The organism is Halomonas sp. DP5N14-9, from assembly GCF_019802175.1.
In the GTDB taxonomy this organism is placed as follows: domain Bacteria; phylum Pseudomonadota; class Gammaproteobacteria; order Pseudomonadales; family Halomonadaceae; genus Halomonas; species Halomonas litopenaei.
Genome location: NZ_JAHVHR010000020.1, coordinates 117,727 through 139,897 on the forward strand (window position 1 = coordinate 117,727; position 22,171 = coordinate 139,897).

The 22,171-nt window shown below is 54.9% G+C and carries 18 protein-coding genes, 7 tRNA genes and 2 pseudogenes; 4 read left to right on the forward strand and 23 right to left on the reverse strand.

Annotated features, from left to right (window positions below):
- Positions 1-302: 302 nt before the first annotated feature.
- Positions 303-1,892, forward strand: coding sequence for an ABC-F family ATPase (locus KUW00_RS11725; RefSeq protein WP_222569149.1), 1,590 nt, complete (start codon positions 303-305; stop codon positions 1,890-1,892).
- 131 nt (positions 1,893-2,023) lie between these two features.
- Here the strand turns inward: KUW00_RS11725 and KUW00_RS11730 are convergent, their stop codons facing one another.
- Positions 2,024-5,794, reverse strand: a complete 3,771-nt coding sequence (locus KUW00_RS11730) for a pentapeptide repeat-containing protein (RefSeq protein ID WP_222569150.1) — start codon at positions 5,792-5,794, stop codon at positions 2,024-2,026.
- Positions 5,795-6,149: 355 nt separating this feature from the next.
- On the opposite strand from KUW00_RS11730, the pseudogene KUW00_RS11735 reads away from it, so the two are divergent.
- Positions 6,150-7,278: pseudogene (locus tag KUW00_RS11735) on the forward strand (IS3 family transposase).
- Between the two features lie 198 nt (positions 7,279-7,476).
- Here KUW00_RS11735 and KUW00_RS11740 read toward each other — a convergent pair.
- The 3 genes from KUW00_RS11740 to KUW00_RS11750 are packed head-to-tail and all read right to left on the reverse strand — an operon-like array spanning position 7,477 to position 8,523.
- Positions 7,477-7,818 carry an NIPSNAP family protein gene (locus KUW00_RS11740; protein WP_222569151.1) on the reverse strand — a complete coding sequence of 114 codons (342 nt, stop codon included), beginning with the start codon at positions 7,816-7,818 and terminating at the stop codon, positions 7,477-7,479.
- A 1-nt stretch (position 7,819) separates the two neighbouring features.
- On the reverse strand, positions 7,820-8,317 hold the full coding sequence (locus KUW00_RS11745; protein ID WP_222569152.1) for a TRAP transporter small permease: 498 nt from the start codon (positions 8,315-8,317) through the stop codon (positions 7,820-7,822).
- Entirely contained in the window at positions 8,314-8,523 is a 210-nt protein-coding gene (locus KUW00_RS11750) for a TRAP transporter large permease subunit (RefSeq protein WP_315901131.1), read from the reverse strand. The genes KUW00_RS11745 and KUW00_RS11750 overlap by 4 nt, the downstream gene beginning before the upstream one ends.
- A 153-nt stretch (positions 8,524-8,676) precedes the next feature.
- Here KUW00_RS11750 and KUW00_RS11755 point away from each other — a divergent pair, with 153 nt between their 5' ends.
- Both KUW00_RS11755 and KUW00_RS11760 read left to right on the forward strand, forming a co-directional pair.
- Positions 8,677-9,417 carry a FadR/GntR family transcriptional regulator gene (locus KUW00_RS11755; RefSeq protein ID WP_108131667.1) on the forward strand — a complete coding sequence of 247 codons (741 nt, stop codon included), beginning with the start codon at positions 8,677-8,679 and terminating at the stop codon, positions 9,415-9,417.
- A gap of 18 nt (positions 9,418-9,435) precedes the next feature.
- Complete coding sequence (locus KUW00_RS11760) at positions 9,436-11,088, forward strand: thiamine pyrophosphate-binding protein (protein WP_108131666.1); 1,653 nt, start codon at positions 9,436-9,438, stop codon at positions 11,086-11,088.
- Positions 11,089-11,478: 390 nt separating this feature from the next.
- On the opposite strand, the gene KUW00_RS11765 is transcribed toward KUW00_RS11760, so the two are convergent.
- The 19 genes and pseudogenes from KUW00_RS11765 to KUW00_RS11850 form a co-directional block, all read right to left on the reverse strand.
- A complete protein-coding gene (locus KUW00_RS11765; RefSeq protein WP_222569154.1) occupies positions 11,479-11,811 on the reverse strand; it encodes a gamma-glutamylcyclotransferase in 333 nt (110 codons plus the stop codon).
- 532 nt (positions 11,812-12,343) lie between these two features.
- A complete protein-coding gene (locus KUW00_RS11770) occupies positions 12,344-12,538 on the reverse strand; it encodes a hypothetical protein (protein WP_222569155.1) in 195 nt (64 codons plus the stop codon).
- A 227-nt stretch (positions 12,539-12,765) separates the two neighbouring features.
- Positions 12,766-12,930 (reverse strand): annotated as a pseudogene (locus KUW00_RS22415) (transposase); the annotation flags it as partial.
- Between the two features lie 251 nt (positions 12,931-13,181).
- On the reverse strand, positions 13,182-13,520 hold the full coding sequence (locus tag KUW00_RS22420) for an SOS response-associated peptidase (RefSeq protein ID WP_261392137.1): 339 nt from the start codon (positions 13,518-13,520) through the stop codon (positions 13,182-13,184).
- Positions 13,521-13,522: 2 nt separating this feature from the next.
- Positions 13,523-14,488: a DNA-methyltransferase gene (locus KUW00_RS11780; protein ID WP_222569156.1), complete on the reverse strand. Its 966-nt coding sequence runs from the start codon at positions 14,486-14,488 to the stop codon at positions 13,523-13,525.
- Between the two features lie 14 nt (positions 14,489-14,502).
- Positions 14,503-16,224 carry a DGQHR domain-containing protein gene (locus tag KUW00_RS11785; protein ID WP_222569157.1) on the reverse strand — a complete coding sequence of 574 codons (1,722 nt, stop codon included), beginning with the start codon at positions 16,222-16,224 and terminating at the stop codon, positions 14,503-14,505.
- Between the two features lie 23 nt (positions 16,225-16,247).
- A complete protein-coding gene (locus tag KUW00_RS11790; protein ID WP_315901137.1) occupies positions 16,248-16,421 on the reverse strand; it encodes a S24 family peptidase in 174 nt (57 codons plus the stop codon).
- A gap of 387 nt (positions 16,422-16,808) precedes the next feature.
- Positions 16,809-16,896, reverse strand: a tRNA-Ser gene (locus tag KUW00_RS11795).
- A gap of 164 nt (positions 16,897-17,060) precedes the next feature.
- A complete protein-coding gene (locus tag KUW00_RS11800; RefSeq protein WP_222569160.1) occupies positions 17,061-17,663 on the reverse strand; it encodes a YiiD C-terminal domain-containing protein in 603 nt (200 codons plus the stop codon).
- Positions 17,664-17,669: 6 nt separating this feature from the next.
- Positions 17,670-18,230, reverse strand: a complete 561-nt coding sequence (locus tag KUW00_RS11805) for a nitroreductase (RefSeq protein ID WP_222569161.1) — start codon at positions 18,228-18,230, stop codon at positions 17,670-17,672.
- Between the two features lie 123 nt (positions 18,231-18,353).
- Complete coding sequence (gene queF, locus KUW00_RS11810) at positions 18,354-19,208, reverse strand: NADPH-dependent 7-cyano-7-deazaguanine reductase QueF (protein ID WP_222569167.1); 855 nt, start codon at positions 19,206-19,208, stop codon at positions 18,354-18,356.
- Between the two features lie 68 nt (positions 19,209-19,276).
- Positions 19,277-20,050, reverse strand: a complete 774-nt coding sequence (locus KUW00_RS11815) for an ABC transporter permease (RefSeq protein WP_045993708.1) — start codon at positions 20,048-20,050, stop codon at positions 19,277-19,279.
- Positions 20,047-20,991 (reverse strand): ABC transporter ATP-binding protein, encoded by a 945-nt coding sequence (locus KUW00_RS11820; protein ID WP_222569168.1) that lies wholly within the window; start codon positions 20,989-20,991, stop codon positions 20,047-20,049. Before KUW00_RS11820 ends, KUW00_RS11815 begins: the two co-directional genes overlap by 4 nt.
- Before the next feature lie 394 nt (positions 20,992-21,385).
- A tRNA-Gly gene (locus tag KUW00_RS11825) sits at positions 21,386-21,460 on the reverse strand.
- A gap of 53 nt (positions 21,461-21,513) precedes the next feature.
- Positions 21,514-21,589: transfer RNA gene (locus KUW00_RS11830), tRNA-Glu, on the reverse strand.
- Positions 21,590-21,592: 3 nt separating this feature from the next.
- Positions 21,593-21,667 (reverse strand) — tRNA-Gly (locus KUW00_RS11835).
- 27 nt (positions 21,668-21,694) lie between these two features.
- A tRNA-Glu gene (locus tag KUW00_RS11840) sits at positions 21,695-21,770 on the reverse strand.
- A 4-nt stretch (positions 21,771-21,774) separates the two neighbouring features.
- Positions 21,775-21,849: transfer RNA gene (locus KUW00_RS11845), tRNA-Gly, on the reverse strand.
- Positions 21,850-21,889: 40 nt separating this feature from the next.
- Positions 21,890-21,965: transfer RNA gene (locus KUW00_RS11850), tRNA-Glu, on the reverse strand.
- Between the last annotated feature and the right edge of the window lie 206 nt (positions 21,966-22,171).

A 22,171-nucleotide genomic window follows, 5' to 3' on the forward strand; every position in this document is an offset into this window, starting at 1 on the left:
GGGACGCCCCTGGGGTGACAGACAGCGGCAGACAACGGCAGATAGCACCAGCCATCCAGTGCAAGGCAGGCGGTTGGCGAGCGCGCCGCGAAGGGTGCGGTGATCTGAAGGGGATATGGTGAGGGAATCGGCAGGCAGATGCCAAGTCGCCTCCTGTCTCCCACATTCCTGTGTGTCAGTCTGGGACCCCAGTAGCTAGCCAGCGGGTCAGACGCGTACAATGCGCCCTCCACTTTGGTCGAAGCCCCTTGCCGTGCCGGCCCAAGTCTCTCATTCATGTTCATCCCGCGAGATACTCCGCCGTGCTCTCTACCGCCAACATCACCATGCAGTTTGGCCCCAAGCCGCTGTTTGAAAACGTTTCTGTCAAATTCGGCCAGGGCCACCGCTACGGTCTGATCGGCGCCAACGGCTGTGGCAAGTCGACCCTGATGAAGATCCTCGGGGGCGACCTCGAGCCGACCAGCGGCCAGGTGATGAAGGACGCCACCACTCGCCTGGGCAAGTTGCGCCAGGACCAGTTCGCCTTCGAGGACGAACGTGTCATCGACACCGTCATCATGGGCAACGAAGAACTCTGGAGCGTGACCGCTGAGCGCGAGCGCATCTACTCCCAGGCCGAGATGAGCGAAGAAGACGGCATGGCGGTGGCAGACCTCGAAGTCCGCTACGCCGAGCTCGACGGCTACACCGCCGAGGCTCGTGCCGGTGAGCTGCTGCTGGGTCTGGGGATTCCGCTTGAGCAGCACGACCAGCCGATGAGTGTGCTGGCACCGGGCTGGAAACTGCGCGTACTGCTGGCCCAGGCGCTGTTCAGCGACCCCGATGTGCTGCTGCTCGATGAGCCGACCAACCACCTGGACATCAACACGATTCGCTGGCTCGAGGACATTCTTCGGGCGCGCTCGTCGACCATGATCATCATCTCCCACGATCGCCACTTCCTGAATAGTGTGTGCACGCACATGGCGGATCTGGACTACGGCGAGCTGCAGCTGTTCCCCGGCAACTATGACGAGTACATGACTGCGGCCACCCAGGCGCGTGAACGTCTGCAGTCCGAAAACGCCAAGAAAAAGGCAGAAATTGCCGAGCTCAAGCAGTTCGTCAGTCGCTTCTCGGCCAATGCCTCCAAGGCCAAGCAGGCGACCTCACGCCAGCGCAGGATCGACAAGATCCAGCTTGACGAGATCAAGCCGTCGTCACGGATCAGTCCGTTCATTCGCTTCGAGCAGAACAAGAAGATCCACCGCCAGGCGCTGGAAGTGGAAGCGCTGTCCAAGGCCTGGGACGACAATGTCCTGTTCGAGCGCTTCGGGTTGCGTATCGAAGCCGGAGAGCGGGTCGCCATCATCGGCCCCAACGGCATCGGCAAGACCACCCTGCTCAACTGCCTGGTCGGCGCGATGGAGCCCGATGCCGGTGAGGTCAAATGGACCGACGCCGCCGAAGTGGGCTATTTCGCCCAGGACCACGCGGCGGACTTCGAGGGGGGCGAAACCCTGTTCGAATGGATGCAGCAGTGGACCACCGCCGGTGAACAGATCGTGCGCGGCGCCCTCGGGCGGATGCTGTTCTCCAATGATGATATCGGCAAGTCGGTGAAGGTGATTTCAGGCGGCGAACAGGGACGCATGCTGTTCGGCAAGCTCTCGCTGCAGAACCCCAACGTGCTGGTGATGGACGAGCCCACCAACCACCTCGACATGGAGTCCATCGAGGCGCTCAACCTGGCGCTCGAGCACTATCCCGGCACCCTGATCTTCGTCAGCCACGACCGCGAATTCGTCGGCTCACTGGCCACCCGCGTCATCGAGATGAAGGACGATGGCATCGTCGACTTCAGCGGCAGCTACGACGACTACCTGCGTAGCCAGGGCGTGCTCGGATAAGTCACCACTCACACACGCAGGGCAGCGCGTGCTGCCCTGTGGCGCTTGAACGGGCCCATATCCGTACCGCTTTCCGGCCTCATCAGCAGTAGTATCTGCTTGGCCGCATCGTTGCCCGCATCGTCTGATATTCAGGAACGGCGTCGAATGATGGTAGGGAGGTTCGCTGCGACAAATATCCACAGAAAAAACTGGATGATGGAAATTAACATAGCCAAACCGTGCGGGGATGGCGATAACCAGTGAGGAAGGTAAACCGGGCAGCTTTGCCTTTTACGGTCTCTCTTCTCCCAAAAAAAACAGATGGCACCATTCAATCGAGCACGAACTACCTCTGGACGAGAACCACCGTAAAACGGGACTGCATAGCTCAAAGAAAGTCCAATGGCTTTTCCTATTCCCCAGTCATCTTCCAGGGAATATACACGACCATCGGAAAAAGGATAGCTCGCCGGATGTTTAGCTTCTCTATCCTTTACAAGAGGAAGTTCAACATTTCTTGAATCATAAAGTACGAAAGTCATGGGAATAGTCGACGCAAATAGCCACACAGCCATTAGCCATGGCCAAGTTCCGTGTCGAGAAAAAACCATTCTACTGTAATAGGCAAGCACAACCATAAAGTTAAAAAAGTGTTTCCAAATAGCGCCGATAAGCCTCCTCAACCCAAGACAAAATTCGCAGAAAGGCTCCCATAAAGGTGCTACAAAACACTTCTTTTCCCAATCACACTTTAGCACCCTCTCCTGATGCTGTCTTTTCCGCATATCTCTATAGATAGCGTCGGCCAAAGGCTTGTCGCCAATCAGTGCGAGTCGATGTTCGATATCAACATAGTTGCCAGCATCAAATGGGAATGTTTCCCTTAACAATGCCCGAACATGCGCATTTTTCTTAAAATACCAATCCCCCACCTGAATGGCCTGAAGATCAAAAAGAACCTCGCCAAATGTGTATTCCCCATTATCTTCTTCAAACCCAAAGATGCAGAGTTGCTCGATTTTACAGCGAGAAAGGTTGATTCTTGCTCTGTCATCACCTTCTCGCTCATTCGAATCGCTTTCTCTTTTAATAGGATCCATTTCTTCATTTACCGATGCCAATCCTTGTCTTTGGATAACAAGACTTGCTGAAACCTGCGTGCCGGAAAGGACAACTTTACCTTGGATGGCTGAATCGGTTGCACCCATGCCACAGGACCATGCATTAGTTGCCGGCAAAAGAACACAGCCCTCTACCCTACCGTCGCGAGCAAAAAGGCTCTTGTCAAGAGAAAGACCAAACAATTCGGCACTTCCTTCGATACGAACAAGATCCGCATATACTCCACGCGCATGGCACAGTTCTGTAGCTCGAAGCTTCCCACCGATTTTTGCCCCTTCAAGCCTAATATCCCTATCAACATCACAATGTCCCAGATTCACCGTCCCGCCCGTCTGAAGTCCTCGAAGATCGAGGTCTCCTTTAATGATAGCCTCTATCTCACCAACGTTCTCTTCTATTTCATTTATTTTACTTTCTAGCTCCTTTTTATTTTCACAACCTAGAATGTCATTAAAACGCAACAAGTAATACTCCTTCGCATCTTGCCGCCAGAACCTCAGGCCACCACCAAGGCAGGTCCCCAGAACAACAAAACCTTCTGCATCTGACAGTTTTTTTCCCTCATCCGCGATGTCCCTTGTAGAACTCCTTGTGCGTAGTCCTATTGCATCGATGCCAGCCTCAATTCGTAGATCCATCAGCAATACCGATCGAATTTCAGCGGACTGAATAGACAGCTTTTCCTTATTCTTGCACGGCGCCGCACCAAGCCTCAGCCGACCACACGAGCCAGTAATGAATCGAATCCCCTGCTTCACCTCTGAACCATCAAAGTCGACGTCTCCTTTTACTTCAGAGCCAGAAAGATCGACTCGTCCATCTATCCTGGTGCGATAAAAACTCGTCAACCTCGCGAGAAATGATCCATTCAGGCGTATATTACTGGAATTCAATGGACCTTTAATTCTGGCACCTGAGAGATTCAACAATTCCACTCGACTTCGACTTACATCAAGACTGTTCGCGCGCACTCGCCAGTACTGGTTGCTATTAACACCGAGTTCTTTAATTCCCAAATTCATATCACCAGTAATCTCGCACGAACCGATGTCAACCCTTCCCTCCACCCGGACTCCTCTAAGATCTAGATGCCATGCCCTTGTGCCTCTAAGCACCAAGTCTCCGTCAACAATAGTACGTCGTTGACGACCCGGTGTATTAGAATCAGTGACTGGCGCCTGACCACGCAGATCAAAAGGTCCTTCCACTATCGCATGAGAAAAATCGACAGCTTTTCTATCACCAGCATCAGGGCGCTTAAATACTTGCAATCCTCTTACACACAGGGCCCCGCCGATCCTTGCCCACTGGCCCCGTATACCACCAAAAACCATCAGTCGGTCAGCGAAGAAGTTTCCCTTGACCCTCAAGCCGCGGCAGTCAAATGTAGGCTTCCATTTCTCTGGATCTTTTTCTGTCAGGGCCCCAAGACATTGTAATTCCTCCATATGCAGGGCGCCTTTAATTACTGCATTTCGTAAAATCAACCGCTCCAGAAAGCGACAACCTATCAACTCCAGCGTGCCTTCGAACACAGAATCACTAAAATCAACGTTTCCACTAAATTCTACATTTTCAAGCCGAATGCCTTCATCAAAAACACACGAAGCCTCTACATCACCGTTCACTCTTAACCCGCGGAGCACAGTCTTGTGGCCAGTCCGACTTTCAACGGAGCTTGGCCTACGCTGGATGAGACCAAGAAATTCATGGGCGAAGATTTGTTTAATTTGTGATTGTTGGCATAGTAGTGGCAACAATGAACGATGTTTTTTCACATCCCAGCGCGGAATTGAAAGGGATTCAGCATCGACGACCACCTTGTCGTTGCGCATTTCCACTCTACCATCAGGATAAACCCAGAATTCGCACCTGAACAGAATATTCCTATACCAGACGAGAACACCCTCGAAAACTGACCTCCCTTTTTTTTCATCATCCTCTGAGGCATTTTTTGGAAAAGGAGGGTTTGTTATCTTTTTACCTAAAGAATCTAAAAAAAACCTTTCGATAGATTCATTAGTATCATTACTCTTTTTATATTCTTTTATTTTAAAAGTATGCTCATCCCCGTCTCCATTGGCTCGATCGCTCGGATCATGCTTGTCACTTTCGTTCAAGCCCCCTTCCTCAACTAGAGTGAAAGTCGAAAGACTTCTGCTTAATGCGTCCTCGTACAGCGTATCCGGCACTTCGTTTAAGGAAAGGTCGCCGGACGAGCGGGGAATCATAAATGGTGTCACAGCATAGTCGTCTTCATCACTCCCAAGGAAACTACAGAAGAAAACAAGATAGTCTCTGATGTCCTCCTTGCTCATATTATCTATGGCTCTCTTGTTGAGGTGATGGAGTGGCTCCGAAGTCCAGTCGAGCAGTGTCCATTCTTCCTCACCTTCCTCACCTTCCTCACCTTCCTCACTCCTTCTACTGTTATCCTCTGGAGATCTTACTGCAAACAAATATGCTTTCTCTTCGTAGCCATCCTTCAGGTCCGGGTCATTGGAAATATCACAAAGAAATCGATAAAGCGTCCAGCCTCCGTTCGCTGATTCCTTCTCACTCCCCTGCTCGCTATACTTTTTGTAGAAATCCAGTGGTCGATACTGGACTTCTTCCACCTCTAGTCTATGTTCACTCATCTGGCTGGTGTTATTTTTATCATCCTTTCGATTACCATAGCCCAATGCCTCCTTGATGCTGAGCGTAGTTTCCAAGTAACTATTCAACTTCGTGACTATCTTCTTTTGGGCACTCTCATCTAGGTATGTCCACTGTCCCTCATCTTCATCCAAGTACATGTTTTCCTCCAGCTATTTGACGATCGGCCGCAAAACTCTATAACAACCATTGTCTCTAGTAGGTAATGCACTTATAGCTTTCGTGAATTTCTGTTTCCCGTAATTCGTACCAATTCCTATCCGCCACACGGAAAGTATCGAAGCTGAGCAAATAAAGTTCCAATGTACGTCAAAAATATTTTTGCGGCCGAGTGTACGCAAGGAGTTATAGTGGTTTCTGATGTGCAGGAGAGCAAAGGGAGGGTGGCGTATCCTGTTGATTGATCTTGCCAGATCACACAATCAACACTGAAGTGGCCCCCAGATTTCAGACCAGGCGCTAAGCTCTGATTAAACCGACCAGGAGACCCTGATCATGAGCAGGAAACGTCGACAGCACAGCGGTGAGTTCAAGGCCAAGGTCCCGCTCGCTGCCCTGAAGGGCGATCAGACCACTTCAGAGCTTGCCGCCCGCTTTTGGTGTTCATCCCACTCAGGCAAGCCAATGGAAGCGCGAGCTGCAGGAGAAGGCTTCTGGGCTTTTTGACGGCAAGGACGGCAAAGCCGCTCACAAGAGCCAGGAGGAGATCGACGCCCTCCACCGAGAGATCGGTAAGCTCACGGTAGAACGGGATTTTTTATCACGAGGGTTCGATCGTTAAGTCGGGCGCAGCGCCAAGCCATGATGGAGCCCAACCACCCAGTGAGCCTTCGTCGGCAATGCCAGATGCTTGGTATCAGCCATTCCACGGCCTACTACCGTCCACGACCGGTGAGCGCCGAAGATCTCGAGCTAATGCGACTGATGGACGAGGAATATCTTCGGGCGCCCGTCTACGGATCGCGACGTATGAAGGCCTACCTTAGACGCAGCGGGCACCTGGTGAATCGCAAGCGAGTACAGCGGCTGATGGTCTGATGGGCTTGCATGCCGTGTACCCGAGGCCGCGAACGACCAGAGTGAATCAGGACCATAATGTGTACCCTACCTCCCGCGGGGGCTGGACATCCATCGTCCCAACCAGGTGTGGGCAACGGATATCACGTACTTCCCGATGGCGCGAGGGTCCATGTATCTGGTGGCGATCATGGACTGGCACAGTCATCGTGTGCTGGCCTGGCGGGTATCCAGTACCCTGGACACAGACTTCTGTGTCGATGCCCTGCAGGAGGCGTTGGAACGTCATGGAGCGCCGGAGATCTTCAATACTCATCAGGGGTGCCAGTTCACCTCTGAAGCGTTCACCGACGTCTTGAAGGATCATCATGTGAAGATCAGCATGGATGGCAAAGGGAGCTACCAGGACAACATTTTCGTCGAGCGACTTTGGCGCAGCGTGAAGTACGAGAGTATCTATCTGCACGCCTTCTTCGACGGGATGCAGTGGCGCAAGGAACTGACGCGATACTTCTCCTGGTACAACGCTGAACGTCCTCACCAAGGCCTTGATGATGCGACGCCAGATGAAGTCTACTTCTCGCCATCACTGACCCAGGCGGCCTGACGCCAATGACCTACTGATCCGAGCTTAGATGACCTCTCAGGTGGTCCGACGAATGGGGTCCACTCCACCCCGACATCCATCCTCCAGTTCGGTAAAAAGCTCCTTATCTCAGTGAGAAAAGGAGCCCATTGCCATATCGAAAAATGTGTGCGAATCGACTAGAAGGTATTCACATCAAAAGTCGCCATTTTCTACAGACTATCCTTCGACCTTCTTTACGTAAAAGGGATCAAAGAAAGGCGCGGCGACGAGTATCTTGTTCTCCTGGCTGACCAGATACCCCGCCTCGGCGCTTTTCGCGAGATATTCTTTCCACCCCGAGTCTGCCTGTAGCTTCTGGCGCTTGGCTGCGCGGTCGGCCGCATCCTCGTACATCCAGACATGCACATAGGAGTTGACATCACCCGTTTCAACCGCACCATAAACAACGGGATAACCCAGGTGTTTACTCTGCACCTTCCACCCGTGGTCTTCATAGAGCTTCATGTGTTTCTTGATGGTACCCGGGCGGCATGTGTATGTTCTTAGATCGTAGATCATCTTACTTCTCCTTCATCATGGTAGAAAATGGCGCTTTAACGTTCGCGACCGATTCAAGCAGATCACGCAATGAGTAAATCATCATCAATGTTCCCGAGATGGGGATAGCGGCATAGAAAAGCCCCGTCGGAAGGTTCAGTACAGGCGTTACTGCACTGCTCCGTGCCGTCAGCTCCCATCCGTACCACGTCATGGCGAGCATGAACCCAAGGGATAGAAATGCCAGAAAGGCCCTGAGCAAAGGTGCCGCATGCTTTTGCCCTATCACCTGCTCGAGCCAATCTACTCTGAAGTGTGCCCGCTCTCGCCATAAGGCAGCGGAGCCCATGAATACCATCCAGGAAAACAAGCCCCTTACCACCTCATCCAGCCATGCGAAGCTCGCAAGTTGAAAGCTGCGCGCAATGACGCTTGAAAACAGCAGGATGAATAACGCTGTTAAACAGAACGAGGCAATCGCGCGCAGGAGTTGGCCCACCACTCGATCAAGTTTATTCATGAGTTCATCACCAGATCAGGCAGCCATGTCGATATCGCTGGAATCATGACGACGGCCATCAACACCACGAAAAGAACAATCAAGTAAGGCGTCAAGGCACGCGACAAGCGGCCGACGCTAATTTTGGCTATCGACGATGTTGCAAAGAGAACCATACCCACGGGAGGCGTCAGCAAACCGACCATCGAACACATGATCATGATCACGCCGGCTTTTAGTCTCAAATTAGTTTATGTCAGTTTGTCTGACAACTGTTTTTAGTGCTACCTTTGTCGCACTAGCCTCTTGCAGGTCGCATGGCCTACGCTTCAACGACGCGTCGCAGCTTGAGCTGTTCAGACGATCAGGAAGACATCCCAATGCAGGATTTTGAAATCTATGGGCGTATTGATCGCCCTCGCCGGCTACCTGATGAGGTCGCGGTAGCCCTGACCAAAGCGATCGAAGGAGGCCAGCTTCAGCCTGGCGACCGCCTTCCCACCGAGGCGGTACTTTCCAAGAAATTTGGCGTTGCGCGCACGGTGATCCGCGAGGCGATTTCGCTTCTCAAGTACGATGGCGTCGTGGACTCACGACGTGGCGTCGGCACTTTTATTACGGAAACCACCAATCGGTCGGCGTTTCGTATCAGCCCGGGATGTTTCGAAAAACGCAAGCAGATCATAAAGTTGCTTCAACTTAGAGCAGAGGTGCAGGCAGGGGCCTCGGCGCTTGCCGCTGGAACACGCACGGCTGAGCAAATGCAGGCTTTAGAAGAACTCTTTGCAGAAATCGAGCGACTCGACGCACTCGGTCCAGATGGAGCGCTTGAGCAAAGAGTCGACACCGAGCTCGAATTCTATCGCCGCATTACCGAAGCTTCTGACAATGAATATTATGTCGAGGTTATCGGCATGATTGAGGGGAATATACAGAGCAACCTGCGCTCGGCCTTTCTGAAGAATGCAGCGGCTTCTGAATTCGGCCCTTCCATTCTGGATGAACATCGCGCGGTGAGAGATGCACTGGCAATACAAGACGCATCGCTAGCTCGCAGCGCGACACGCCTACGCTTCGAACGCGCGGCTGAGCGCCTGGCAGCTCGCGAAGACTTTCTATAAGAACAAGGGTCTAGATTTATGAGTGAACAACCGTCACGTCATGGTGGAAAAGTTCTCGTCGAAGCCCTCGAGGCACAGGGGGTGGAGCGGGTATTTTGTGTGCCTGGGGAAAGCTACCTGGCCGCTCTTGATGGGCTTTTCGATTCCGGCGTGGACACCATCGTGACGCGACACGAAGGCGGGGCCTCGCTGATGGCCGAAGCCGATGGGAAACTTACCGGGCGTCCCGGCATCGCTTTCGTCACTCGGGGCCCCGGCGCCACCAACGCTTCCTGTGGCGTACATGTCGCCTACCAGGACTCGACGCCCATGATCCTCTTCATTGGGCAGGTGGCGAGCGATCAGCGCGACAGAGAAGCCTTCCAGGAAGTCGACTACCGGGCCATGTTCCATCCATTGGCAAAATGGGTCGCGGAAATTGATCGCGTCGACCGGATTCCTGAGTACGTAAGCCACGCCTTCCATGTCGCTCAAAGCGGCCGTCCGGGTCCTGTTGTGCTCGCACTTCCCGAGGACATCCTCTCATCAGACTACACTGGCGCCCCGGCTGTACCGGCTGCCACGCTACCTTCGGGCAAGGCGGCTGAGAGCGATGTCGGCGCCATTGTCGACATGCTGGCGAAGGCCGAACGCCCGTTGGTTATCGTCGGCGGTGGGCCCTGGTCCCAGAAAGCCGCCAATGCGCTCGGACGATTTGCCGACAAGGCCGCGCTACCGGTGGGAGCCTCTTTTCGCTGCCAGGACTATCTCGACAACCGACATTCACACTATGTTGGCGACGTTGGTATCGGCATCAACCCCAAGCTCGCGGAACGCGTCAAGAATGCCGATGTCATTCTCTCACTCGGTGCTCGACTGGGTGAAATGACGACCAGCGGTTACACCTTGCTGACGCCTCCCCTGCCGCGACAGACCCTCATACACGTCCACGCAGACGCTGCGGAAATTGGTCGCGTCTATCGACCGGCCCTCGGCGTCGTCGCGAACGCTGCTGAGCTCGTCTGTCAGCTGGCCGATGCAGCAAGGTCGCCGGAGACACCGCGTGATCAATGGATCACCAGCGCGCGCTCGGACTACGAGGAGTGGCAGCAACCACAGCAGAGCCCCGGTGACCTGAAGATGGAACAAGTCATCTCTCACCTCAACGAGGCGCTCGGTGAGGATGCCATCCTGACAAATGGTGCCGGGAACTACTCCGCGTGGCTTCATCGCTACTATCGCTATCGCAACTGGCCCACCCAGCTTGCCCCCACCAGTGGTTCAATGGGCTACGGCTTGCCGGCAGCGATCGCCGCCAAATTGCGCCACCCCGAGCGAGACGTGGTCTGCCTGGCCGGGGATGGCTGCTTTCAGATGGTGATGCAAGAGTTTGGTGTTGCCTGTCAGTACGGCGCAAATGTCATCGTTCTGGTGTCCAACAACGGCATGTACGGCACCATCCGCATGCATCAGGAACGAAAGTATCCGGACCGCCCCTCGGGAACACGAATGCACAATCCCGACTTCGCTGCATTCGCCAGAAGTTACGGGGGCTTTGGCGCAACCGTGACAAGCGATAGCGAATTTCCAGCCGCACTGCAGGCAGCCAGAGAGGCAGGGGTCCCCGCGATCCTGGACTTGAAGGTAGACCCACACGCCCTGTCACCCAAGCTGACCCTGGCCCATCCATGAAGGCAGTAGCCAAGAGATACCCGCGCGGACAGGAAGCTGCCCTGCCATCGCCAGGGTAGGCTAGATTCACCGCGACAACCCTGCCGGGCCGCAGCAGCACCTCAGTCTCAAGCTGCACTTAGTAGGAAGCAGCGCTCGCGTAGAAAGCTGCGCTCGCGGCCCGGGATCGGCTAGTTTGATGGCATCTGATGTACAGCTTGGGCTATGGCATCGGCGGCGAGCGAGGATGGTATTTCACAGACCTTTCACTGGTAAGTGATCCACCGCCAAGGCGAAAAGCTCGCCACACGTATTTCGATAGCCGGTGATCTTGCGGTACGGGAAATGATCACCACCAGGCCGGTTTGACGCGTCTTTCCACACCACCGCGGGGTGAGATCAGCCCCCTCGTCAGGGCTCTTTGCGCAGGGCGTAGACGTAGGCCTCGACCCTACCGCCATCATCGAGGCTGACGGTGACCGGGGTACGTTGGTACTCGGGCCCCTCGAACTCGTCCAGGGCCGCCCAGTGTTCCGGTAGTGCGTCGGATACGAAGACGTGACCTCGGATATCGTCGCCGGCGTCATCCAGCACCAGGCCAGGGAAGCCCATCTCGGCGCCCCAACCCGCCTGGTGCAGCCGTCCCTTGATGCTGCCCGGTTGCCAATGGCCGCCGATGGCCTGCATGACATGTTCGTTGGGTCCGCCCGGCCCCAAGGTCCCGTAGATAAATAGGTGTGCCATAAACACCTCCGTGGCCTCCATTGTGGGGATTATTGGGATATCCGCTCCAATTGGACCACTTCAATCACTACCCGTCTCGGATGTCGCTTTTAGCATGTGACCGGTGATACCAATGCGGGAGGCGCCTTTCTCAAGCTTCGCCGAGACTGAGAATACCTGCTGGTTCGCCGTGCCGCTGGCGGGAGAAATCGCCTCAAGGCTGGTACGCGAGGAGGCCTCACCCGACAACATCGTCCAAGTAGTCATGACACGTCGTTAAACGCCGAGACTTGAATGACGCGCATGCCCGGCCATGTCGATATCTTCACCGAACAGGCAGATGCCACCCGTGGGAGAGCTGCGCCGCTTACATACCGCATGGCAATGAACCATCGCCATGGACTCGCTGAGTCCATCGCGACTATCAGTGCTCCCGCGCGACTCGGCAGCCCTGATCGATCACCGGCTCCTGGCTGTCATCAATCATGCTGCGCAGGCCATTGGCCGTAGTATATCCATGCGCGATCCACGGCTTACCCCCCTCGCTGGGATCTCAGGTCGACTCCCGGCCCTGCTCATCCAGGCCATCCACCGTTTGGTTCGGCGCATCATCGCCCACCAGCGCGGGTTTACCGTCCTGCCAAATCACAGCGTACTGACCCAGGCGCCGTTTGCGGTCCAACGTCTCGGAAACTGCATCACGGAGGCAGTCGAGCATAGCCTGGGTATCCGGTGTCAGTTGAGTCATGGTCGTGCCTCCTTGACGATGGTGTTGAAGTGGCGGTCATCGAGAATCAAACGCTGTGAACCTGTCTGTTCGAACACAGGCTCAGGAGTCCCCCCGGCGTTCATGAAGCAGCGTTCTCGAGTGACACTGGGAGCATAGAGTGTCAGCAGGTTGGACAGGCTGCGCGGGAAACGACGCAGAATATCCTTCAGCGGAATGTTGTGACCACCGCGTGAAACTCTCGACTGCTGTTGAGCCTGGGCACGCCATTGATAGAGCTGGCTGAGCTGAAGTCCCAGCTCACGCGCGGCGGCACCGGCACCAACACAGTCAGCGAGCGCCAGGGCCTCATCCTTGTAGGCCTACGAGTAACGGGCACGGGTCTTCTTCATCGACGTTGCTTGCCTTGCCATGGGTCACCTCGTTCAAAGTAGTTCCTTAACGGGGTGTCCACTGTTGTTGGGCAAGATTACACCCGACGTTAGCCGCGTAGGGTGTGAAGAAACTAGGGGGGCATTACACAGCGGCATGCGCGAGTGGGTCTCCGCCGCCACACAGCGAGCCGGCTCGGTGAGGAGGCGCAGCCGGGCTTGCCGTCTGGCCGCTCGCTCCAGATGCCCGCCAACCAGATCGGCTCGCGATCCTCGCGGCACAGGAAGTGAGGCTACTTCTTCCCGTCCACCGCCAGCCACTCGTACCAGCCATCTGCCGGCACCAGGCAGCGGTGATGGGCGAACGCCCCTTTGAAGTAGTTGGAGGTGGCCACCTTCTCGACGGTGGCGTTGATGGGCTCGGGCGCCTTCACCTTCGCCCAGTGTGGCCGGTAGCCCCACCACACCTCATCCATAACCAGCGGCGCGTCATCGGTGGGATGGCGCACCGCGGTGATCCAGGAGCCCGGCGCCACAATGTGGCGAGGCATCGGCTCCCCGGGCTCCAGTATCAGCCGTAGGGCTTGGGAGAATTTGGTATAGGGGCTATAAAGAGCGAAGCGGCCGCACATTTCTACGGCTGGAACGTCGGAATAAGAGTCTGAACTAATTGATCCATAACCCTCTCATTTTTACTATAACCTTCAGGATGCTGTGCAACTTTAGACTTTTTATTTGGCACAGCAATCTCCTTATCCCACGGGCGAACTTTTACATCGCCATTTATAGTAGATCCCATACGCTCTGCTGCAATAAGATTGTAGTCATCACATACCTCTGACCCAATAAACCTCCTTCCCTCCAAAAGGCTGGCAACAGCAGTCGTCCCACTTCCAGAAAACGGATCTAAAACCACACCATTATTAGGAACCAGTGCACGAACAAATATCTGCGGAAGCGCTACTGGAAACTGACATGGATGCGATGTTTTCTCAACGTGATTTTGCTTAACATTGGGGATATTCCAAACATCACCAGGATTTTTACCTAACGGATTTCCACTAGGCTGTCCCTTTTTCTCCCCTCTACTGGAAGTCTTTCCAGGGTATTTTTGAGCCACTCTAACCGCATCAAGATTAAACTTGTAACTCTCACCCTTAGTAAACCACATCACAGTCTCATGGCGACCACTGAAGCGGTTCGTGCAATGAAGCCCATGCCCAAAAGTCCAGACAATTCTATTCCTTAGCCTCAACTCTTCATGCTTCAAAGACTCCATGTATACCAGAGAATCCAAAGGGGTGCTAACGCCATCTTTTACATGCATACCTACTTGCCAGCAAAGACTTCCACCTGGAACTAAGATACGAACCAGCTCTTTAAATATCGCCTCATGAGACGCAATAAAGTCAGAAATTTCCTTAGTAGACTCGTAGGCTTTCCCCATGCAATAAGGGGGAGAAGAAAACACAAGATCAACTGACCCAGAAGGGACCTTTCTCAACAGATCGAAACAGTCACCTTCAAAAACCGCTGAGGAAAAAGTGTTTCGGAGAACAGAATCAACAACTGCCTCCGCATCCCTTCCAAAAAATGCCATTGGTTGCCTCAACTCTAATATGCCAAGAAATTTTTATAAAGATCAACACCCAACTTAGACCAAGCGCTAGTGCTCGAACCAGCCTGTCTGATCGAAGAGGAATCTATACCTCTAAAGGCAACTGAATAATCAGGCCTTTCAATTTCCCCGTTGGAAGATGCTGATAATTGCCCACCCCCAACAGCCTCTCTTAGGCAAATTATAACAGAATTTATAAACGTTGGCGACAAAACTCCCTCGTCACTTGACGCTTTTGGCAACCAACAATCTTTTTTCATATTCTTCTTAAACCCCACTAGGGCGGCATTAATCTCATTTGCACAAAACTCCACATATTCACCACGCAAACTTTCTGAAACTTTCTCGCCTTTAACCGACAACCAAAGCTTTGAAAAAGCATTATCCCCGCGGGATTCTAGGGCCACAACCCTGCTCAAAACATAATTAACAATAGATGAAGTCTTTACTTTATCCGAACCATCAAGCGACGACTGCTGGAGAAGTCCCTTAAGAGGCCCGTTCAAAGCCAAATGATCTACAATGGCTTTCGATAAAGCCAAAGGCGTCAGTGGCTTGACAATTAGCTCTAGATGCTGCCTTAACTCGGCTGGCACAGTATCTTGAGTATTGTTAATCTTAAGAAAAAGCTCCGCTTCAAACTTAACTCTTTGCTCAGATGTATAATCTTCAGGAAAAACAATCCCTGTAACGAGAAGATTTTGCCTTCCCCTCATTTTTTTTATATTATTCTCAAACTCATCATATCCTTCATGGTAAGAAAAAACACGGTGTTGGCCATCAATAATACCAACTACACCCAACTCTCTAGGTATTTTTAGAGAAACAGGCTCAACTTCATTGACATCTTTCATGTCCAACTGAACCTCTTTCCCATCACGCAACTTGCTTACCGTCACATCATGAGGAAGTGTAACAATCAAATTATTAACAAAAACCTTTTCATCTTCAGACAGATGCTCCCTCATCTTCTTTATCTTGTTTCTTTTTAGAATCCTTTGATAAGAATAATCTGGATGCTCCCAACCATCTCTCCTTAAAACATAAGCTCTGGAAATTAGTGATTTTGGATCAGCGTAAAACGATGCAATATAGAAACCATCTGGATAATTTGTTTGCCTTCCAGAGAGCATAAAAGCATTAAAAGAATCAACCAGTATATTGCCAGACCTCCCCGCGATCTTCTGTTCGCCAAGTTCGGACAATGCCACACCAAGATACTTAAACATCTCAAATCTGGCGGAGCGCCCAATTGTTTTTACAAGAGAATCGAAATATATTGCATTTTTCTTCCCGAATATCAGAAAAGGAAAAACATGCCCAGAACTAGCATCAATCTCCTTCACCTCTGAGTGATAAATATGTTTAAAAACAAAATCGTCTTCTCTATACTCACTCTCTTTACAGAAATCATCAAAGCCAGAATTAGCAGCTCTATACTGCTTAACGAAACGAAGATAGTCATCTCTAATAAGGCCATGAAAAAATCTTTTCTTTGGCAGATGGCTATTATCTTTATCTTTCCCCTTAGTTTCCTCGCAGATCACAACAAGGTTTTCATAATAAAAAATTTTATCTATTTCACCTTGCTTGCCATCTATATAAAAATGAACTCCATCCGACGAAATCTCCTTAAAGCCACAACCTAAAAAAATTCGATCTAAGACGTTTCTCTTAGGAACATTAGTCATCGTCTTGCTTTTTTTTCCTGCCACCACTTACACAGTCTCCCCAATTAAAATCAAACAGCACGACCAATCCGAATCTCACACTGTCCCAATATCTCCACGTCTTTCATATCCTGCGGCTTGATCAATTCCTTCTCGTAGCGCGGGTTGTCGCTGATCAACAGCCAGGCGCCGCCGGCGACGCGCTGCACGCGCTTGATGCGCCGCTCGCCATGTACGAGCAGCAGCCTCCCTTCCGGGTGCGGGTCACGGCTTCAGCTCGTCCTCTTGTTCCGAGACACCAACACCAGTCCCACCGTGTCAGCAGCGCGAGTGTGTCCAAAGAGAAAGCTAGCAACGCTATGTCACTATGCACAAGCTCATGGCTGCTCGCAAAACTTAAGACGACAGTACCGAAAGCCTGAACGCCTGTCATGCCTGAATTAGGAAATGACTGCCCAGATGAGGCATAGCCGCAGGAAGAGCGACAGCGCGAGGAGAAAGGCCGTCCAAGGACGTCCTGAAAGAGCCTATGGAAGCCAGGTGCCAGGTGCCAGGTGTGGGTCAAAGTATGGGTTGTGAAAATGCAGGCAAAGAAAAAGCCGCTGATTTCTCAGCGGCTTTCTCAAATTCTGTGGCGGAGGGGGAGGGATTCGAACCCTCGAAGCCTTTCGACTTACACACTTTCCAGGCGTGCTCCTTCGACCACTCGGACACCCCTCCGCATTGTCATCTCGAGAAACATGATGCCCGCGTTGCGCGGTGCTTATCCCTCAAGACGGCGCATACTTTATCGCCTTAAGTTCTCGATTGCAAGCCGTTTTTCGACTTACATCAGATTCGTCGCGTGACAGTTCGGGGTCTGATGGCGAAGCGGCGCGATGGCGTCAGCGTGCTGCGATGGGAGGCTCACTGGCCAGGACTGCGTAGTCACCCCTCGCTTCCAGGCAAAGGGTGTCGCCGCACCACAGCTGCTGGACCAGGGCTATGCGGCCCTTGCCGCGTTCCGCCAGGCGCTGCTCGAGCGCCGCTTCGGCGCCTGTTTCCCTGCCGACCTGCCCGGCACTACCCTGCCCTGCCGCACCACTGGCATCAACGTCTGCGGAGCCGCTTGCCACGGGTCGGCAGATCAGGCGGTAGTCGCCGGTCACCGGTGCGAGAAAGCGTTGGCTGGCCTCGGCCACCACCACGTCGCGGTTGTAGCCTCGACGACGCAGCCACAAGGTGGTCCAGCACCAGCCGAGCAAGGTTGTCTGGGCGGTCAGCGAGCCGCCAAAACCAGTGCCCTTGTCGTTGAGGTTCGGGGTCAGGGCAAGCTCCCAGCGCAGCGACTCCTGGTCACGCGCCATGCTGGTAATGCCAAGCGATCCGACCAGGGGGATGGCCTCACCCAGCCAGTCGAGAAAGGCCCCGGGGTCGTCCTCGCAGCCCTCGGGCGGCAAGGCGGGTCGCGGGTGGGCCGTGCCAACGCGTCTGATCAATTCATCCATGAGGGGTTAGTCCCAGCGCTCGACAAAGTCCTCACTATCGTGACAGGCGATGGGCTTGTGGCGGCCTCCGAGCTGGCCGATGTAGATAAAGGCGACCAGTTCGTCGTCGTCGCCAAGCCGCAGGCCCTTGCGCACGGTGTCGTCGAAGGCGTACTTGCCGCTGCGCCACATGGCGCCGAGCCCCAGGGCGTGGGCGGCCAGCAGGATGCCGTGGGCAGCGCAGCCAGCGGAGATGACCTGCTCGATCTTCGGTACCTTGGGCACGTCTGGATCCACCTTGGCGACGACACCGATGATCATGGGTGCGCGCTTGGGCTTCATTCGAGCGCTGTTGAGGCACTCGTCTGTCGCCTTGGGGTCTTCACGAAATTCGGCCTCGGCGAACAATTCACCCAGGCGTTCGAGCCCCTCGCCGGAGAACTCGATAAACCGCCAAGGCCTGAGCTCCTTGTGATCCGGTGCGCGCAGGGCGGCGCAGTAGATCGCCTCGAGTTGCTCACGGCTGGGGGCCGGCCCCATCAACTTGCCCATGGAGCTGCGCTCGTGCAGCAGTGTCATTGCATCCATCGTGTCACTCCAGAGGGTCCGAGCCCTGTCACTGTTCAGCGATCGAGAATTCTTCGCATTACCCTACCAGATCACTCGGGTATTGTCTGTGGCGCTATCGCTATCGCCCTGAGCCATTGCCGACTACTGGCGCGCCAGGCGTAGCGGCGTGGGCGGCGCCTCGCCGGGAGTACCGCGCCAGGGGCTGATATCGAGACCACCGCGGCGCACGTAACGTGCCAGCACCAGAAGCCGTTCTGGGCGAGCCTTGTCCATCAGGTCCATGAAGATATGCTCGACGCAGTGCTCGTGGAAGTCTTGGTGCTGGCGATAGCCGACGATGTAGCGCAGAAGGCCTTCACGATCGAGCCGGGGACCGCGGTAGCGGATCATCACGCTGCCCCAGTCGGGCTGACCGGTCACCGGGCAGTTGGACTTGAGCAGGTGGGACGTCAGCGTTTCCTCGACGATCTCATCACTGACCGAAAGGTGCTCCGGGCTCGGCGTATAGTCGCTGATCTCGATGTCCTGATCGTCGATGCACTCCCCCGGCAACGGGCGCGGATTGAGCTCGTCGTCGTCCACCGCCAGGATCTCCACGCTGACCTCTGCCCCGGCGGCCTCGCTCAGGTCGCGCTTCAGCGTTTCGATCAGTTCGTCGCGGCCAGCAAAGCGGGTCTGATTCAGGCTATTGAGGTAGAGCTTCCAGGATTTCGACTCGATCAGCCGGGGCGAGCTTGCCGGCAGGCGAAAGCGTGCCACGGCGACACAGGGCTTGCCCCTGGGCGTCAGCCAGGACAGCTCGAAGGCGTGCCATTCGTCCTCGCCGACGAAGGGCAACGCGCCCTCCTCGATCCCCAGCGGTTTGCGGTTGGCGGCGCGTTCGATGGGAAACAGAAGCTGCGCATCGTAGCGCTCGGGATAGTCCGATTCCCGCCCCAGGGGCGCATCGGTCAGGGTGTCGGGGCGGTGGTGGGGATCCCGAGGGATAGTGGACATGGCGATACCTGAACAAGAGAGAGTCCGAGAGACAAACGGCTACCGGCCGCCCGAGGCGGCCGGTGCGATCAACTGCGAATGCCCTTGCCGTTTTCCAGCATCCACAGGGCGATGGCGAACAGCACCACGATAAAGCCGAAGATGGCAGCGAGCGCCCATCCGACCGGGATGTCGGAGACGCCAAGGAAACCGTAGCGGAAGACGTTGACCATGTAGAGGATGGGGTTGAGCATCGAGGCGCCCTGCCAGAAGGCCGGCAGCAGCGAAATCGAGTAGAAGACCCCACCCAGGTAGGTCAGCGGCGTCAGCACGAAGGTCGGCACGATGGAGATATCGTCGAACTTCTTGCCGAGCAGCGCGTTGATGAAGCCGCCGGTGGCGAACAGTGCCGCGGTCAGAATCACCACCCCGATGGTCAACAGCGGGTGGGCCACCTCGATGCGGGTAAAGAACAGCGACACCCCGGTGACGATGATGCCGACACCGAGCCCGCGCGCCATGCCGCCGAGGATAAAGCCCGCCAGTATCACCCAGTTGGGCATCGGCGAGACCATCATCTCCTCGACGCTGCGCTGGAACTTGTTGGAGAAGAATGACGAGGCCACGTTGGAGTAGCTGTTGGTGATCACCGACATCATGATCAGCCCCGGGACGATGAAGTCCATGTAGCTGTAGCCGTCCATCTCACCGATGCGCGAGCCGATCAGGTTGCCGAAGATGATGAAGTACATCGTCATGGTGATCGACGGCGGCAACAGGGTCTGCGGCCAGATCCGGGTAAAGCGCCGGACTTCCTTGGCTACCAGGGTCCACAGGGCGATCGCGATCTGACTCGGGTTCATCCTCTCAGCTCCTTGTCGGCGTTGCCGCTTTCCACCATGGACACGAACATTTCCTCCAGTCGGTTGGCCCGGTTGCGCATCGACAGCACCCGCACGCCGTCTGCCTTGAGGGCATCGAAGACGTCGTTGAGGCACTGCCCGCGATGCACCATCACCGATAGCTGGGCGCTGTCCACCTGCTTGACCTCGAAGCCTTCGATGGCGGGGGCATGATCGACGGGTTCGGCCAGATCCAGCAGGAAGGTCTCGGTGTCGAGCTCACTCAGTAGCTCGCGTACGCTGGTGTTCCTGACGATCTCGCCGTGGTTGATGATGCCCACGTTGCGGCACAGGCTCTCCGCCTCTTCCAGATAGTGGGTGGTCAGGATGATGGTGGTGCCTTCCTCGCGGTTGATACGCCGCATGTACTCCCACATGCTGCGGCGCAACTCGATATCCACCCCGGCGGTGGGCTCATCGAGGATCAACAGCTTGGGACGGTGCATCAGCGCGCGGGCGATCATCAGGCGGCGCTTCATGCCACCGGACAGCATGCGCGCACTACCATTGCGCTTGTCCCACAGGCTGAGGTCCCTGAGCAGGCTTTCCGCCCGAGGCAGGGCTTCACGGCGAGGCATGCCGTAGTAGCCGGCCTGGGCGAGCACGATATCGATGACCCGCTCGAACTGGTTGAAGTTGAACTCCTGCGGCACCACCCCGAGATGGTACTTGGCCCGGGCAAAGTCCTCGTCGATATCGATGCCGAAGATCTTTACCTGGCCGGCGGTCTTCTGCACCAGCGAACAGACCACGCCCAGGGTGGTGGACTTGCCCGCCCCATTGGGGCCAAGCAAGGCGTAGAAGTCGCCCTGCTGGACGTCGAGGTCGATGCCCTTTAGGGCCTTGAAGCCATTGCCGTAGACCTTGGTCAGGCCTCGAATGGACAGAGCCGGTTCGGCCATGAGGGATCCTTGGTGTCAGGGTTGAAAGCTTGGGCTTTGAAGCATGAGATCGGACGCCAAGCGCTGCACGCCTTCGCTAGCTTGCCTGTCGCGGGTGACTCGACGTTGACGGTTGGCATCGGCTTGCCCAACCCGTCGCGATCGCGCCGTGCCGAGCGACGGGATTCGCTATTCGATAGAAGGCTTAGCATATGGGGTCGGTCGGGAGCATCTTCAACCGGACAAAGCGGCAAATGCGGCGTCGACGCAAGGGGCACTCGATGGTCTTACGCCGGACTCGCTTCGCGCAAGCACAAAAAAATCGCCGATCAACGCGATGATTCGCGTCGCTCAGGCGACTGTTGCTGCTTCTGGCGATGTGCTTTCCACAGGTATTTGAGACGCTTCTCGATACTGGAGCGGGAAACGAGATTCGAACTCGCGACCCCAACCTTGGCAAGGTTGTGCTCTACCACTGAGCTATTCCCGCTTGATCGATGCAGTCCAACGATGTCTTCATCGTCTCCTGCCTGCGCTGCGAAGTGGCGTCCCATAGGGGGTTCGAACCCCTGTTCCCGCCGTGAAAGGGCGGTGTCCTAGACCACTAGACGAATGGGACGCATGGAGCGGGAAACGAGATTCGAACTCGCGACCCCAACCTTGGCAAGGTTGTGCTCTACCACTGAGCTATTCCCGCAAACGCATCGCAAATTGTACCGGAAAGTGGCGTCCCATAGGGGGTTCGAACCCCTGTTCCCGCCGTGAAAGGGCGGTGTCCTGGACCACTAGACGAATGGGACGCATTGGAGCGGGAAACGAGATTCGAACTCGCGACCCCAACCTTGGCAAGGTTGTGCTCTACCACTGAGCTATTCCCGCGCTGCGCACTACTGCCGCATTCCGGCCTCGAGATTCGAGTTGGCGTCCCATAGGGGGTTCGAACCCCTGTTCCCGCCGTGAAAGGGCGGTGTCCTGGACCACTAGACGAATGGGACGCATCCGCCTCGTCTCATCTCGAGGTGGCGCGTATGTTACTGAGCACCCTCAAAAGTGTCAACCCCGGCTGAAGGATTTCCTGCTCGATTCAGCGCCCTTCTCTATATAGGCTCTTTATATACGTATTCGCTCTCCATCGACGCTTTGGCCACCCTCCCCTGCATCGTGGAACGCAGGAGTTGGTCAAACTGCAGCAAACGTCTTA